15 protein-coding genes are annotated in these 15,749 nt (G+C 55.2%); 5 read left to right on the plus strand and 10 right to left on the minus strand.

The window, feature by feature from the left end:
- The first annotated feature begins 18 nt into the window (after positions 1-18).
- Genes WC184_02785 through WC184_02795 form a run of 3 tightly spaced genes read left to right on the plus strand, consistent with a single transcriptional unit; the run spans position 19 to position 2,917 of the window.
- Positions 19-699 carry a response regulator transcription factor gene (locus WC184_02785; protein ID MFA7476807.1) on the plus strand — a complete coding sequence of 227 codons (681 nt, stop codon included), beginning with the start codon at positions 19-21 and terminating at the stop codon, positions 697-699.
- Positions 696-2,237, plus strand: a complete 1,542-nt coding sequence (locus tag WC184_02790) for a HAMP domain-containing sensor histidine kinase (protein MFA7476808.1) — start codon at positions 696-698, stop codon at positions 2,235-2,237. The genes WC184_02785 and WC184_02790 overlap by 4 nt, the downstream gene beginning before the upstream one ends.
- The gene (locus WC184_02795) at positions 2,234-2,917 is read left to right on the plus strand and encodes a GerMN domain-containing protein (GenBank protein MFA7476809.1); all 684 of its coding nucleotides are present in this window, start codon (positions 2,234-2,236) and stop codon (positions 2,915-2,917) included. Before WC184_02790 ends, WC184_02795 begins: the two co-directional genes overlap by 4 nt.
- A 16-nt stretch (positions 2,918-2,933) precedes the next feature.
- On the opposite strand, the gene WC184_02800 is transcribed toward WC184_02795, so the two are convergent.
- Positions 2,934-3,965 (minus strand): 6-phosphofructokinase, encoded by a 1,032-nt coding sequence (locus WC184_02800; protein ID MFA7476810.1) that lies wholly within the window; start codon positions 3,963-3,965, stop codon positions 2,934-2,936.
- Between the two features lie 75 nt (positions 3,966-4,040).
- On the opposite strand from WC184_02800, the gene glpK reads away from it, so the two are divergent.
- Positions 4,041-5,543 carry a glycerol kinase GlpK gene (gene glpK / locus WC184_02805; GenBank protein MFA7476811.1) on the plus strand — a complete coding sequence of 501 codons (1,503 nt, stop codon included), beginning with the start codon at positions 4,041-4,043 and terminating at the stop codon, positions 5,541-5,543.
- Here glpK and WC184_02810 read toward each other — a convergent pair.
- From WC184_02810 to WC184_02845, 8 genes are all read right to left on the minus strand, one after another.
- A complete protein-coding gene (locus WC184_02810; GenBank protein MFA7476812.1) occupies positions 5,497-6,504 on the minus strand; it encodes an ROK family protein in 1,008 nt (335 codons plus the stop codon). The genes glpK and WC184_02810 overlap by 47 nt on opposite strands.
- Positions 6,505-6,516: 12 nt before the next feature.
- Positions 6,517-9,060, minus strand: a complete 2,544-nt coding sequence (locus WC184_02815; protein MFA7476813.1) for a hypothetical protein — start codon at positions 9,058-9,060, stop codon at positions 6,517-6,519.
- 45 nt (positions 9,061-9,105) lie between these two features.
- Complete coding sequence (locus WC184_02820) at positions 9,106-9,558, minus strand: SRPBCC family protein (GenBank protein MFA7476814.1); 453 nt, start codon at positions 9,556-9,558, stop codon at positions 9,106-9,108.
- 125 nt (positions 9,559-9,683) lie between these two features.
- Positions 9,684-10,313, minus strand: coding sequence for a hypothetical protein (locus tag WC184_02825; protein MFA7476815.1), 630 nt, complete (start codon positions 10,311-10,313; stop codon positions 9,684-9,686).
- The gene (locus tag WC184_02830) at positions 10,306-11,466 is read right to left on the minus strand and encodes a glycosyltransferase family 4 protein (protein MFA7476816.1); all 1,161 of its coding nucleotides are present in this window, start codon (positions 11,464-11,466) and stop codon (positions 10,306-10,308) included. Before WC184_02830 ends, WC184_02825 begins: the two co-directional genes overlap by 8 nt.
- Positions 11,463-12,608: a tRNA epoxyqueuosine(34) reductase QueG gene (gene queG / locus WC184_02835; protein MFA7476817.1), complete on the minus strand. Its 1,146-nt coding sequence runs from the start codon at positions 12,606-12,608 to the stop codon at positions 11,463-11,465. The genes WC184_02830 and queG overlap by 4 nt, the downstream gene beginning before the upstream one ends.
- Before the next feature lie 76 nt (positions 12,609-12,684).
- Positions 12,685-13,758: an anthranilate phosphoribosyltransferase gene (gene trpD, locus WC184_02840; protein ID MFA7476818.1), complete on the minus strand. Its 1,074-nt coding sequence runs from the start codon at positions 13,756-13,758 to the stop codon at positions 12,685-12,687.
- 87 nt (positions 13,759-13,845) lie between these two features.
- The gene (locus WC184_02845; protein MFA7476819.1) at positions 13,846-14,307 is read right to left on the minus strand and encodes a hypothetical protein; all 462 of its coding nucleotides are present in this window, start codon (positions 14,305-14,307) and stop codon (positions 13,846-13,848) included.
- Positions 14,308-14,332: 25 nt separating this feature from the next.
- Between WC184_02845 and WC184_02850 the strand changes: the two genes are divergently transcribed.
- A complete protein-coding gene (locus WC184_02850; GenBank protein MFA7476820.1) occupies positions 14,333-15,076 on the plus strand; it encodes an IspD/TarI family cytidylyltransferase in 744 nt (247 codons plus the stop codon).
- Here WC184_02850 and WC184_02855 read toward each other — a convergent pair.
- Positions 15,063-15,683 (minus strand): DUF3501 family protein, encoded by a 621-nt coding sequence (locus tag WC184_02855; GenBank protein MFA7476821.1) that lies wholly within the window; start codon positions 15,681-15,683, stop codon positions 15,063-15,065. The two genes, WC184_02850 and WC184_02855, sit on opposite strands and share 14 nt — an antisense overlap.
- Between the last annotated feature and the right edge of the window lie 66 nt (positions 15,684-15,749).

Here is a 15,749-nt window from a genome sequence, read left to right on the forward strand (position 1 = left end):
TAAGGCAGCATTTTCCCTGTGGGCACCAGAATTTTAACCGTCGAAGACGATGAAAGAATACGAAGTGCAGTAAAGCTGGCCTTAGAAGACGAAGGCTGGATCGTCGACGAAGCTGCCACTGGTGAAGAAGCTCTTGAACGCTTCGGGGCCAACCCATCAGATGTCGTTTTGATCGACATTATGCTGCCTGGAATCGATGGTTTCGAGGTGTGCCGCTCGATTCGCAGAACCTCCGATGTGCCAATTGTTATGGTCACAGCCAGGGCCGACACCCATGATGTAGTAGCAGGGCTTGAAGCTGGTGCCGACGACTATTTAACCAAACCGTTTGCACCCAAAGAGCTATCAGCTCGTATCAGAGCCCTTTTACGTCGCGTACGTACCGCCGATCCGGCCAGCCCACACATTCGAATTGGTGATCTTGAGATCACGCCCGATGATGGCTTGGTCACCAAACGCGGCGAACAGGTGCACGTGACCAAAACTGAATTTCGCCTCTTGGTTGAATTGGCTTCCAGCATGGGCCGAGTCTTCAGCCGTGAAGTGTTACTCGAGCGAATTTGGGGTTACGGATACTTTGGTGACGGCCGCTTAGTCGATGTTCATATCCGGCGACTCCGCACCAAAATTGAAGATGACCCGGCAAATCCACGTCACGTGATAACGGTGCGTGGGTTAGGTTACAAACTGCAACCGTGAATTCGGCTCTGCCGCGGTACCGCCTGGGGCTACGGGCACGAATGACCTTGGCTTTTGGGTTGGGGGCACTTTTAATCTCGGTGGCTCTTTCCACCTCCACTTGGGCATTTACACGTCAAACCCAGCTAAAACAGCGTGAAGGCGACCAGATGAACACCGCTGTTCGCAACGCCCGTGTGGTGCGAGGCACCCTGACCGGCGGCTCACGCCCTGAAAAGATGCGTGACTTTCTGGCGGCGCTACCTACCGGTGCCCTAAGTAGCGTGGTGCGAGAACAAGTTTCCACTTCGCCCGAACCTCCGACCACCTCTTCCAACCCTGCAGTTGGTCCATTTGAGGATCTGCCCGAGTCTCTTCGATCAACGGTAGGCGCTGGTTCAGCTGCCAAAATGCATTTTCGAGCCGATGATGTTCCCTACCTGGGGATAGGTATCCCAATACCTTCCGTCGACGCTGAATATTATGAAATTCTTGATTTGGCCGAGTTGGAACATTCGCTCGAGCGTTTGGCGGTTTACCTAACCACGGCCACCGTCTTGGCTTCAGCTGCCGGTGCAAGCGTGGGTTGGTGGGCTAGTCGCCGTACTCTGGCACCGTTACGCGAAGTCAGCGAAGCCGCCGAAGCTATTGCCGGTGGCTTCCTAGACACCCGTCTAGAAGCCGAACATGACCCCGATCTTGCCATATTGGTGTCATCGTTCAACGAGATGGCGCAGGCACTACAGCAAAGAGTTGAACGCGATGCTCGCTTTGCATCCGATGTAAGCCATGAGCTGCGCTCGCCGCTAATGACCCTGGCCGCTTCTGCCGAGGTTCTTCATACTCGCCGTGAAGAGCTGCCTGAACGGTCGCGTTCAGCTCTCGACCTTCTAATTGAAGATGTCGAGCGCTTCCAAGAACTCGTTTCCGATCTGCTAGAGATTTCACGCTTCGATTCTGGTGCTGCTGATCTTCAGCTAGAGCCAGTGGTGTTAAGTGAGTTCCTGCGCCAAGCGGTTAGGCACACCTCCCATCGTCACGTACCGGTAATTTCGTCTCCCAACAGCGATGATTTAGTGGTGGCTATCGACAAACGCCGTATGGCACAGGTAGTAGCGAACCTTTTGAACAATGCAGCACGCTATGCCAACGGTGCCAGCGCAGTAGTGGTGCAATACCGACCCGATGAAGCCGAAGTCGATGTGATAGTTGAGGATGAAGGCCCAGGTGTCGACCCCGCCGAGCAGACACTAATCTTTGAACGCTTCGCCCGAGGAAGGAGCGCCGGGGCACGCGGTAGCGATGGCGGTTCTGGTCTCGGTTTAGCCTTAGTGTCTGAGCACGTACGACTGCATGGTGGCCGCGTTCGGGTTGAGAACCGTATGAATACCGCCAGTAATCCTGCTGAGCGGGACAATGAGGTGAAACCTGCGGTTGACGCTGATGTTGACTCTGCGTTGGACACCGAGGCTGCGGTTGTGACCGGGGCGCGCTTTGTCGTTGTTCTTCCCGTGCGCGAAATTGCCGAAAGTGACTACCCAGAAGGGCTCGATACATGACCAATACCAACCGCTGGATACTCAGTGTTTTGGTTTTGGCGGCCATGATGATCTCGGCTTGCTCATTGCCAAGTGACAACAACGCCCGAGTGTTTCGAAATGATCGTGTCGATGACCTAACCCAAGAGCCCGCTACCACAACCACCACTGTGGTGGGTGATACCAACACCTGGCAGTTGTATTTCTTTAGTTCTGACGTGCTGATTCCAGAACCTCGTGAACTGCCCGTATCAACGAGCCTGGCCGAGGTTCTAAACGCATTAACAGAAGGCCCAAAAAGTGACCTGCGAAACTCGGTGCCACCTGATGTCTCGGTGGTGGGCACTGAACTTTCGAGTGACGGTGTGCTTTCCATCCAATTGGCCGACAATCAGCTTTATGCGGTGGAAGGCACCGAGTTGACTCGTGCGGTGGCCCAGCTGGTAGTCACTGCCACCCATCTCAGTTCAGAAATTCAAAAAGTACGTTTCTTAATCGACGACAAAGTGCAAAGTGTTCCCGCTGGTGAAGAAGGTAACGACACCCGCGAACCGGTTACTGCTTGCGATTTTCGTCAGTTCTATCCGCAAGGCTTTTGCCCTGCCCCGCCGGACAATGGTCGCTCGGCAAACACCACTACCAGTGTGGTCGAGCAGTTGTTACCACCAATGCCCGAGCCGCAACTTCCACCCGACCCGTAGATAGGGGTTCGAAGAGCTACGAGAAAAACTGGCTGGCAGCGTCGTACAGCTCAGTATCAACCAGCTTCAGTTTGCCAGTGGCCTCGTGTAGCGGCACCGAAACAATTTGGTCAGCATCAAGAGCCACCATCTCACCAAATTTACCGTGGTGTACGGCGTCAATTGCGGCCACTCCATATCTAGAAGCCAACACTCGATCGAAGGACGTTGGCGTGCCACCTCGCTGCACGTGACCCAAAATGGTCACCCTGGTCTCATAACCGGTACGAGCATGCACCTCATCGGCAATTCGCTGGCCGATACCGCCCAAACGTACGTGACCAAACTCGTCGATTTCGGCATCGGGTAACTTCAGCGTGCCTTCTTTGGGCACTGCCCCTTCGGCTACCACGATTATTGTGGCGTATTTTTTGGCTTCACGGTGACGACGATTGACCGAATTGCACACAGCTTCAATGTCGAATGGATATTCAGGAATCAAGGTGAGGCTCGCACCCCCAGCCAGACCAGAACGGATGGCAATGTGGCCGGTATGTCGGCCCATTACCTCCACCACCATGACGCGATGATGAGACTCGGCGGTGCTGTGCAGGCGGTCGATGGCATCGGTCGCGATCTGTACGGCGGTATCGAACCCGAAAGTCATTTCAGTGGCCGAAATGTCGTTGTCAATAGTTTTGGGCACCCCGACAATCTTCACCCCATCATCATGTAGATCACGAGCAGCGCCTAGTGATCCATCGCCACCAATCGCGATCAGCGCATCAACGCCCATCTCAGAAAGTCGTAACTTCACCCGTTCTACCCCATCGGAAAAGGCATACGGTTGAATACGACTTGTACCCAAGATGGTTCCACCGCGAGGCAGAATTCCGCGGCAGCTCTCGACGTCTAGCTCGATCCAATCGTTCTCTAGAATGCCTCGATAACCATCGTAAAAACCTACGATGCTGTCTCCGTAGTGAACAATGCCTTTGCGTACGATGGCACGGATAACAGCGTTTAGACCTGGGCAATCGCCGCCACCGGTAAGAATTCCAACCCGCAACGTTTCCTCCTCTTCGCCGGTGAACAGACTCGATAATCTTCATCCACACTAGCGGGCCGCCTAGGCTCGGGTGGCATGGCAGTCTTGGTTGGTATTGATGCGGGCACCACAGGGGTGCGATCGGTTCTAATTGACGAAGACGGCCGGATGTTAGCCTCTGCCTACCGTGAGTTCCCCCAATATTTTCCCAGGCCCGGTTGGGTGGAACATGACGCCCGTGAAATCTGGAGCGCAACATTAGAAACCTTGGCGTCGGTCTCGCAACACATTGTTGAGCCGGTGGCTGGAATTGGGATCACCAATCAAAGAGAGACGATCGTAGTTTGGGACTCTGAAACTGGTAGTCCTTTAGCACCAGCCATTGTTTGGCAAGATCGGCGCACTAGCCAAATTTGTGTTGAGCTACGCCAAGCTGGCCTTTTGGACACAATTCGAACCAAGACTGGCCTGGTTTTGGACCCTTATTTTTCTGCTACCAAACTGCAATGGCTTCTTCGAGATGATCAAATTAGGTCCAATCGCAACCTTCGGGTAGGCACAATCGATTCTTGGCTCATTTTTTGCCTCACTGCGGGCAAAACCCATGTCACCGATGTAACTAATGCTTCTAGAACCATGCTTTTCAACCTCGATAGCTTGGCCTGGGACGATGAGCTGCTCGAGCTTTTTGAAGTTCCATCTGAAACCTTGGCCAAGATAGTTGCCAACAATGAGCGAGTGGGCGTGACGGCCAATACCACTGCCTTGGGCGCAGGGGTGCCGATAAGCGGTATCGCAGGTGATCAACAAGCGGCCCTATTTGGTCAAGCGTGTTTCTATCCGGGTCTCACCAAGAATACTTATGGCACTGGCTCTTTCGTGTTGATGAACGTGGGCGAAAAGCGGCCCGTACCGGCTGAGGGGCTATTAACTACGGTGGCCTGGTCGTTGCTCCAAAGCGAGGGGCGCATCACAACTAGCTACGCCCTAGAAGGCTCTATTTTTGCAACCGGTGCCGCCGTGCAATGGCTCCGCGATGGTTTAGAAATTATTGATTCAGCCGAAGAGCTAGAGTCGCTGGCCTTGAAGTGTGAACACACCCATGGCGTGGTGCTAGTGCCAGCCTTTGCAGGCCTTGGTAGCCCATGGTGGGACCCTGATGCTAGAGGCGCGCTCTTTGGCTTAACCAGAGGTACTTCCAAAGCACAACTAGCTCGTGCCACCATCGAATCGATGGTCTTTCAAACTCGCGACGTGGTGGATGCCATGACCTTGGCTACTGGAATGCCAATACATGAGCTTCGGGTTGATGGTGGTGCTTCGGTGATGAACACCCTGATCCAAATGCAAGCCGACCAACTGCGAGTTTCGGTCACCCGAGCTACCCACACCGAAACTACGGTTCGTGGCGCAGTGTTCCTGGCCGGGCTTGCCGAAGGAGTTTGGGATTCCTTGGCCCAATTGAGCGCATTAGCCGAAAACGACTTCACGGCACTCCCAGTCCAGTCTCAAGCTTCAGCCAACGCTGCCCATCAGATTTGGTTAGATGCGCTCAGGCGAGTTCGCACAACTCCGCAGCCAACAACGCCGCCCCAATAGCACCGGCGTCTTCACCAAAATGGGCGTGCATGATCGGCACCCGGGGTCGATGCTGCGCCCCCATGGGAAGATTCTGGAAATGGTTTCGGACTGGCGATAGCAAGATCTCTCCAAGTTCCATCACTCCCCCGCCGACCACAATGATTTCGGGGTCAAAGACATTGGTGAGATTAGCCAAGCCACGAGCAATCTCGGCGCTGAAGATGTCTAGCAGTCCGAGGGCGGTGGTGTTGCCTGCCAAAGCTTCGCGGCCCACTAGTTCGCCGGTGACCTCAGCGTTCGTCAGCCGGTCACTTCCGCCAGCAAGTTTCAGACGACCCTCGAGAAACGCTTGTTGGCCCAAGCGTCCAAGGGCATTGCCAGACGCAAGCTGCTCCCAACAGCCTTTTTGCCCGCAACCGCAGACCGGTCCGTTGGGGTCAATGACCATGTGACCCACTTCGGCCGCAAAACCGTGGGCACCGCGATAAACCTGGCCGTTTATCACTAGGCCACCACCGATCCCAGTTCCAAACGCTACATACAAACTGTTTCGGCTATCTTTAGCCGCTCCTAGACGGGCTTCGGCAACAGCTGCGGCCGTAGCGTCGTTTTCGAGTGCTACTGGCACGCCCAGGCGCGCCGCGAACGGTTCACGCAGAGACAGGTTGTCGATATCGGGAAGGTTGGGACTGGTTCGGATGAAACCGTCAATATCGATCAAACCCGCGGCCCCGACGCCGACCGCATTGGGCAGGTACCCAAGGTCGGTGGCCACCACCATGGCGGCCTCATAGAGAGTCTCGACAGTGGCAGCAGCGTGGCGCGGCGTCGCCACTTTCCGCCGTGCCACGATTTCTCCGGATGGCAATTCCACAGCCAAGGCCAAAATCTTGGTACCACCCAAGTCGAGGCCAATTGTTGTTAACCCGTTTGTTTGTGGCTTCCGCGCTTCGGCTGACTTAACCGCTTCTTGGGACATGTGCTTTTGTATTTACACTTCGACTAGAGCAGCCGACTCGATGGGTTGTGCCGCCGCCCACGCCACAACCTCAGGTGAGTTACCAACATAAATCACCTGTGAGGTATCGCTGACCTTGTTCAACGCAGCTCCGAGCTGATCAACAGTTGCTTTATCAAGGCCTCGAAAAGCATCGTTTATTACTAGAGGAATCGACCCGACGAAAGAGGCTTTGCGCAGCGCTGAAACCTTGCCCAACAAATACCACTCAATTTCACCAGGCAGATTGCCGTCGTTGTGCCACACCACTGTCGGCAGAGGTGCCCGTTCTAAAACCTCGTCGAGCTCACGCTCTAGGCGCTGTCGCTTCTCATCGGCACTTCGCTTCACCGTAAGGTTCATACTTTCAGCCCGACGAGCTTGTTGCAGTCGGTCTTCGGCCTCTTGCATGTTGGCTTTGGCTGCTTCGTGAGTCTCAAGCCGAGCCTTGGCACGACTTAGCTCGTTCATAGCCTGTTGCACCGCCACGTCATCGTCCCACAATTTCACCACCAGACCGGCCGCCGGATCACCGTTTTGGCGAAGCTCATCGAGTTCGGCTTCCGCCTTCGCAATCTCTTCGAGCAGTTCATCTTGGAGCTCTTCATTAGCCACTAAGTCGGCGTCGGCCACAATGATCTCGTTTTGTAGCTGATCAATTTCAGCTTGTAGCGCAGCGACTTGTGGGTTCTTCACTATTAATTCTGGTGCGTTCTTGGCCGATGATTGTCTGGCCAGAGGCTCTTTAGGCGGAGGCTCTTGGGCTGGGGACTTGACAGCCGATGGCTCTTGGGCTGGAGACTTCTTGGCAAGCGAAGCCAACTTCTCCATCCGTGCCGCGTTGATGGCTTGGTTCGCAGCCAAAAGCAATGTCTTGGTCTCAGGCGATTCAGTGTCGAAATCTACGTTCAGCTCCACCAAACGCTGCTTCAGCACATCGACCGGGTTGGGCTCTTTGGCTGCCAGTGGATTCTCTATTAGCAGTGCCCGCAAGGTTGCGGTCAGGCTGTCAGTGGCGATGGCATGGTCAACTTCAGGCTCGGACAACAGTTCACATGCGGCTCTTCGAATCTCGGCGTGATCGGCTCGCAAGGCCTGTACTCTTTGATCCTGTTCAAGTTGAGCAGCAATTTCATCGCGCTCGCTCTGCAGTTTTTCCAGCTGCTCTTGCGCTGCGGCCAACCGCTCTAAGGCCGCATGGTTAATCGTTGGTGCTACCCGTCCCATCACATAGGCGGCGTAGGTGGGAAAACCGGCTTGCGCTAACGCCGCGTCGAGCTCTTCCCTAGCTTGCTGGCTATTCCGCTTTGATCTACGGCCAAACCGCCGACCCTGCGTATCGTCGATTGCTTCATACAGCCGCTCAATTTCGGCTTCCAACTCGGGCGGCACCTGCGTTCGCCTGGTCTGCTTATCAATCGCTTCAATTCGGGTCTGGGCGTCGGCTATTTGGGCTTCAAGGTCACCCAGGTCTAGCCCCTGCGACTTGAGCTCCACTCTTAGCTTGGCCTGGGCCCGCTCCAGATGATCCCATCGATCGGCTAAAGCCGCTGCCTCGGGGTTCGGCACCATATCAACGCTGGGTGCGTAGCCTTCGGCCGCATCGACCAAACCTTCCAGTTCTTCAAGTTCTTCTTCAGTGAATCGACCCGCGACTACGGCACCATCGTTAAGTACACCGGTACCTAACCACGCCGTGATTTCTTCTGGCTCATGATTTTGATCAAGCTCAGACGCCGTGGGTGGTTCGAGGTCGGACTTGACCGTTTCCACAAGCTCTGCGCTTTGAGTCTCGTCTTTGCTCGAATTGGAATCAGAGGTGTCTAACGGTAGTGATAAGTCGTCCAATGACAAGTCGGGCAGTAACAAGTCGTCGAGCAATCGCTGCTTATCTTCCAACGATTCAAACTGTTCCAACAGCGCTAGACGATCGTGTTCTAGCGTTACATTGAGTGCCTCGACCCGCTCCACCAATTTTTCCAAGGCTGATTCAACCTCATCGACATTGGTAGTCGACACTCCTGCCTGAGCTCTGGCTTGGCGTTCCCGCTCGGTCATCAAGGCTTCAAGACGAGCCTGAGCTTCGGCCATATTTGCTGGAGCTGCGGTATCGAGTTGAGCCAAAGCCGCCTCTAACTCGGCGCTGGCTGATTGGGTGAGTTGTCGCGCCTGGTCGCCGCGCAGGTCAAGCTCGCTAGATTCGTGATAGGCAGCATCGAGAGCAGCTCTTAGCTCATTAATGCGAACTTCAAAGGCCGGTTCGTACTGACCCAAGGACGACCCGGGTAGCTCTTCGGCTCGTACCACAACTGCCAAACCGCTAGGCAGCGCCAAAGCATCAACGTTTTCCGGGGTAATATCGCCAATTAGTTGATGGCATTCAAATTGCCCTTCCACGGCCTTACCATCGCCATTCAACATTCGAGCCAGCGAAGCCACCACATAGTTTTGTTGAGCTGGTACCAGACCGGTTAAGACCGTCACCCCAGGGTGCAAGTCAACTTGTTGATCACCAATTCTTAAAGCGATAACTCGCATTTCGTGTCTCAGAATCCTGTCAGATTTAGAGAGTCTGCTGAAGGTTCAACTATCCAACGCCTCGACTCGCGCCTTGAGCTCAGGCAAAGCCGTGCGAAGGATTTTGGCTTCAGCGCGACGCTTGACGAAGCCCGGCAGCGGCACCACCAAACCCACTTCAAGGGTGTAAGTAACCTCGGTGGTTTCCGGTGTGGTGTCGCGGTCGTTAAAGGTATAGGTACCGTCGAGACGCTCGGTCAAATCGCCCTCAACTAGCGACCAGGAAAGCTGTTTTGGGGCCTGAGCGTAATCATATTTCAAAGTGTAATTGGTGCTTCGACCCATCGCCGCCGTGCGAAACGCCACTTCAAGGGGCCGATTTTCGTCGTCACGCGAGAGAACCTGAGCCTCCTTAATATCTTCAGCCCATTCCGGATAGCGTTCGATGTCGGCTGCTACTTCATAGCACCGCAGTGCACCTGCATTTATTGTCGTACGCTCGGTTGCCTGCTCTGACATCGACCGACGCCTCCTTGGGTCTTAATTGTAGGGCAGCTTGTAGGGGCTGGCTATGAGATTGATTGGGCGAAGTTGCGCCAGTCGCCAGTGTACTTGTCGCCAGCTGCAGATACGTGTTGGCGCAGCTATTTGGCCGGGCGCGCTGGAAACTGGCCGTATAAGGCCGCCCACATACCCGCCAAGCCAATCGGATAAACCGGCGCTAGAGCGGTGAAGACCATTGAGCTAAACGGCTTCGCCACAATCAGCCCAATTACTAGGGCCACTTCGAGACCAAACGACCACATCATCGAAGTTCGGATATGTTTTGGAGCGGTATTACCAGAGAGAAAATACAACCCCCCGATGCCAATCAACTCGAAACGGCTTCGTCCAATAGCTTTCGCATAAGCCACAAAAAATAGCGCTGAACCCGCCAAGAACATGACACCCGAAACGCCGACCACTACCGGAGCAAAAGCGTCGATCGCCACCAAACCCAACACCGAGACCACTACCAACAGGGCGGTTCCCGCCCAGGTGGCCCAAACTAGCTCTTTGCCCTGGTCTTTAAATGATTTGGCCAAACCTTCGCCGAGATTTTGTTTTCCGGGGTTCTTAGGTCGGGAAGCTTGGCGACCAACCGGACGTTCTCGGTCGGGAAGCTTCGCAGGCCGCTCACTCGCTGCAGCGTCGGAGGGATCAGAGCCAGAATTAGTGGGAGCAGAGCTAGAGCCCCGAGTTACACCATGGCGAGGGGGGCGTTTTTTAGCCATTAGGCAGCTCCGTTTCCGCTGGCTCTTCTTCTTGGTCTATCTCAAGAGCCAACGCTAGACGACCCGCTAATAAATCATAAGTAAATTCGGTTTCTGCTCGCTCTCGGGCCAAGCTCCCCATGGCCAAACGTTTCTCAGAATCTTCGATCAAGGTCGTGATAGCCTGGGCCAAGCCGTCAACATCGCGGGGATCATCAATCACCAGACCGCTCATCTCGTTGGCTACTGCTTCGTGCGCGCCCCCACTTCGGCCCGCAATCTGGGCCACACCGCTGGCAGCAGCTTCCAAGAACACAATGCCGAAACCCTCTTGTTCCAAACCGGCCCAACGGTCACCGCGACACATCATCACAAACAAATCGGCGCTGCCGTAAAGCCCGGGCATGTGGTCGTCGGGTACCCGACCCAAGAACCGGGTGCGGGCACCGCTGGAACGGGCCAAACGCTCGAGGCGGTCACGGTCCCGACCGGAACCGCCAATGGCTACTACTAGCTGCGGATACGCTAGACGAAGCCTTGCAGCCGCTTCGATCAAAATATCGAAACCTTTTCGGGGCACCAAACGGCTTAAGCCCAAGACAACAAAATCGTCGGCGGTGAAATCGAACGCCGCACGGGCAGCCGTCCGCTCGGCTTCGCTAAGGGGCACAAAGCGTTGGGTGTCAACCCCCGGCGGCACGATTGTGATTGGCAATTTTGTACCGGCAGCTAACTCGGCTTCCGCGGCGGGATAACCACCGGCTGCGATAATGCGATTCGCGCCCCGCAAGGTTCGGCCCAAAAGCGCACGCGAGGCGGGAAGCCGGCCTGGTACGGTCACTTCGGCTCCGTGCAGAACAAGCCCATAGGGAACGTCTAGAAATGGCCCGATGGCCCCCACCGGCAGCGCCGGATCTAGTATTACCAGGTCAACCTGGTATTCCTTAACCAGGTGGTTTACCTGCTTTATTAGTGCTGGCGTTGGCAACAAGACCATTTGGCGGGACCGCACCACTCGAAATGCCACTTGACGGTCCCACTCATCAGCCTTGGCATAGGGGGTGGTGAAAACGACGAACGACTCCGGCGGTAGCCGTCGCCACAGTTCCCACAAATAGCTTTGAATACCACCCAATTTGGGCGGAAAATCGTTGGTGACGAGGAGGTGTCTCAAATCAGGTCATCTCGGATCGCGACGTCGTAGCTTAGTTCACTTCTCACTAGCTCATCTGAGCAGGGCAATAAGTGTCTAATTCGCTCTAAGAGACCCAAGCGTTTCGCCGCCCAAACTGCGTGGGCCGCCACCAGCGAATCGGGATGTGATGCCGCCTGTTCCAAGGCTTCTTGTACTTGAGTGTCATGGGGCGAGGCCACGTTGCCTAAGGCCACCAGCGCATTTCGCCGTAGATAAGCCGGGTTACGGCTGTTGATGTACCACCGACCATAGGTTGCCAATAAGGTTTCATCATCGAGCGCCAACAGGTGCAACAAATCAGCCCAGGGTGTGGCAATTTGCCCTCGCACTACCTCGTTGGCCTGGCCTTTGCCCTTTCGTTCCGCGGTGCGGTTTGGCGGACAGACTTCTTGACAATCATCGCAACCATAAATTCGGTCCGCTAGTGCCACCCGGTGTTCCAGCGGAAAAACTCCCGGAGCTTGAATCAGCCAAGCCAAGCACCGTCGGGCGTCAACAACCCCAGGTGCCACAATGGCTGAGGTTGGACAGGCGTCAATACAACGCACACAGCTACCGCAAGCGTTTTGCATCGGCGGACCAGTTGGTTCTAGCGGAGCATTGGTGATGATGGAACCCAAGACGAACCAAGAACCCTGGCCTGGTAAGAGCAGGTTGGCGTTTTTGCCATACCAGCCCAGGCCAGCCTGATAAGCGGCTTCACGATCAACCAACGCGTTATCGTCGGCCACTACCACAGCTTTCCAGCCTTCGGATTTCAACCAGGTGGCCACCTCACGTAAGGCGTCCCGCAGAATCTCGTAATGGTCACTCCACGAATAGCGCGCAATGCGGGCTGCTAGTCCTTCGGTAGCAGGCTCAGGTGAACCTCGGTTGTAGCCCAAGGCCCCAACCACCAGGGCTTCGGCACTTGGCAGGGTAAACCGGGGGTCAGTGGAACGCTCTGGCCGGCGATAAGTGAACTCCATCGAAGCGTTCAAGCCCGAGGCTTTGCGATCCTCTAGATGTTGACGGGTGTGCACAAAGGCCGTGGCTGGTGCGACTCCAGCCACGTCGAGGCCGGCCATTCGAGCCCGATCGATAACGGCTTGTGTTTCGGGTACTACTGCTTGACGTTTCACCGTTTAAGGATTCACCGCTTAAAGTTTCATAGAGCCGAAGCCGTCATCCACGCACTTCAAGAGCTTTAAAGTCGCCTCAAACCTGGCTTGCTTCGGCTTGTGACAGTTCCAAGGTTAGCTCTACAAGTCGCTCTAGGGTTTCCGCAGCTTTGCCATCGTCAATCGATGCTTGCGCCAGACCGACTCCTTCTTCGATGGAATCAACAGCACCACCCACGTATAAACCGGCGGCGGCATTCAAAACCACAATGTCTCGAGCAGCACTTGCTTCGCCCGCAAAAACACGTTTCGCGATCTCGGCGTTGTCCAGGGGGTCTCCGCCACGCAGCTCATCGCCACGACGTAACGCGAAGCCATATTCAGTCGGGTCAAGCTGCCATTTTGAAAGCTCGCCCTCTCGAATCTCGTAAACGGTCGTAGGACCAGTAAGGGTGATTTCATCTAAGCCATCCGAGCCGTGCACCACCAAAGAGCGAGGCAGGCGGCGTGATGCCAAGACCCCGGCCGTAAGTTCAATGGAACGCGGGTCACCAACCCCGATCACTTGACGATCGATCTTAGAAGGATGCGACAGCGGTCCTAACACGTTGAAAACGGTGGGAATGCCAAGGTCAGCACGTACCGGACCCGCGAATCGCATGGCGGGATGGAAAGAACGGGCAAATGCGAATCCGATACCAACTTCTTTCACACAGCGCGCCACCGACTCGCCCGAAAGTTCTATCTCTACCCCCAAGGCCTCTAAGAGGTCGAATGAACCCGAGGTTGACGAAGCACGACGATTTCCGTGTTTACAAACCGGAACTCCGGCGCCGGAAACCACAAATGACGCCATGGTTGAAACGTTCAAGGCCCCTAAACGCCGAGCTGGGGAACCACCGGTACCAACCAAGTCCACAGCGTCAACGCCAAGCTCAAGTAGCTCGGAAGCTGCAAGCATGGCATCGACCATGCCGTTCACTTCCTCTACGGTTTCGCCTTTAATGCGCAGGGCAACGATAAAGCCCGCAATGCGAGCGTCCGAAGCGTTTCCACTCAAAATTTCAGCCATGGCCGCTGCGCTTTGAGCAAAGCTCAAGCCTTCTAGCTGGACTAGTGAGTTGAAAATCTCACTCCATCCGCCAAGTTTGTCGAGGGCGTGGGTGATCATGGTGTTCCCAGGGTGGCTAGGCAAGCTTCGTTAAGTAAGCGAAAATCTGAGTATGTATGCCAGCTTGGCCAACTGTCCAACCTGGGGCTATGACAAGCGCCGGACTACTCCCCCGCTCTTCAAAATTTCAAGCGCCGGGTTCACCAGTTCAGCTTCGTCACGCTCGACCAGCACAGCGGCCAAAGCCTGTCGTTCAAGCCTTTGAGGAAAACCAAGATACGCCAGGGTTTCACGATTGACGATAGAAACCGCGATACCGTCGTCGTTGAATTCATGGACGGCGTCGTTAACCGGTTCTAGGGTCACCCAGGCATCTACGCCGCTTTCAAGGCTGGTGGTGGCGCTGCCATTTTGTCCGGCGATGGCACTGTCGAGCCGATCGCCGTAGGTTTGGTGTGAAAGTTTTTCTTGGCGAGCATCGCTTGCGGGCAGTTGACCGGCGACCGCTGGCTGCGCCAGTGCCAGCTTCAACTGCCGAACGGTTGGCAACGACGAGTAATTGAGATCGATATAAGGTGATTGCCATTCCTGCGATGATGCTGAATCCAACTTCGTTCCTAGCTAGGGTGCCACGGTGGTTGAAAGCGTTTCAGTAGAACAAAATTCTACCGCGGCACCGGCAGCCGCCATTATTCTTGCTGGCGGTTCAGGGACGCGGCTCGAACGACACGATAACCTAAACAAGGTCTATCTGGAGCTCGCAGGTCGCCCCATCATCGCTTGGTCGTTGGCGACTTTGGCCAGCCATCCGGCTGTTGACCGCTTGGTTTTGGTAATTCGACCCGGCGATGAGACCAATGCCGAAGAGGCCATCGAAACTGCCCAGATACAGGCCCGAACTACCGTGGTTCATGGGGGCCAAACTCGTACCGACTCGGAACAAGCTGGGTTAGCGGCCCTCGCCAACGACATCGCCACTGGCATGATTTCGACCGTGTTAATTCACGATGGCGCTCGACCGTTCATTGATGTTGACCTAGTAGAACGCCTCTTGGTTGGGGTGAGGAAACACGGCGCTGCGATACCGGCGGTGGCTTTCGATCAACCAGTAGTTGACATCACCAGCGAGAACCTGGTTTTGGTCGACACCAAACGCTGGGTTCGGGTTCAAACACCGCAAGCCTTCAACGCTTCGGCACTGTTATTGGCGTACAACAAAGCTCGGCAGGCGAACCGTAGTGGGTTCGACACTGCCGAGCTTGTGCGTTGGGCTGGAGGGCCATCGGCCCTGGTGGTGGTAGGCAGCCAAACGAATCTGAAGGTCACAACACCAACAGACCTAAAGTGGGCGCAAGCCCACGCCGCTAATCGTCTTTAAGATCGCTTAGCATTTCTTGAATTGTGTCTGCACTTAGGGGTGTGGCGTGGTTGTAGTGCTCATGTTCAATAACCAAGCTGACGGGTTCCTTACCAAAACGTTCAACCTGCTCAGGGGTGAATTCGAAGCCCACATAATGAACTGAAGCGGTAGTTTCTTCCCTAGTCAGCTGTGCTTCATGAGACGTCTCGGGAATGGAAGCCACATCGGTTTGATCGCCGTCTTCGACGCCGATTCGCACCTTGACGGCACGCTCAATACCAACCAGCTTGGGCAGCCACTCCATCAGTTCTTCTTTGGTGGTGAGCTCAAGCATCAAAGTGGCTTGCAAATGCCCGGGGTCGGGAATCAAAGGATTGTAAACATCAAGCTCACCCTGAATAGCCTCATCGGTCATCAGGCGTTCGACCCGAGCCATCTCTTGAATCTGGAACTTCATGGTGTCGCGATTCTCGAAGACCAAAGTCACGATCGGACCGACACTCACCCGACGCCGGGCCTTCAAAGCAATGATTTTCTCTCGATATTCAAGGCGATCGCGCTCGTATTCCCGCAGATCGGCAATATCGGAGAGGGACAATTTGCGAGGATTAGTAGTGGCGGCCATGGGTGACTCCTTAGTGATTGCTTCAGTATTTGCTGCCAGCAATCTCTTGTTTGCTCTTGTTTGCTA

The sequence above is a fragment of the Acidimicrobiia bacterium genome (assembly GCA_041676705.1).
GTDB lineage: Bacteria > Actinomycetota > Acidimicrobiia > Acidimicrobiales > SKKL01 > Actinomarinicola.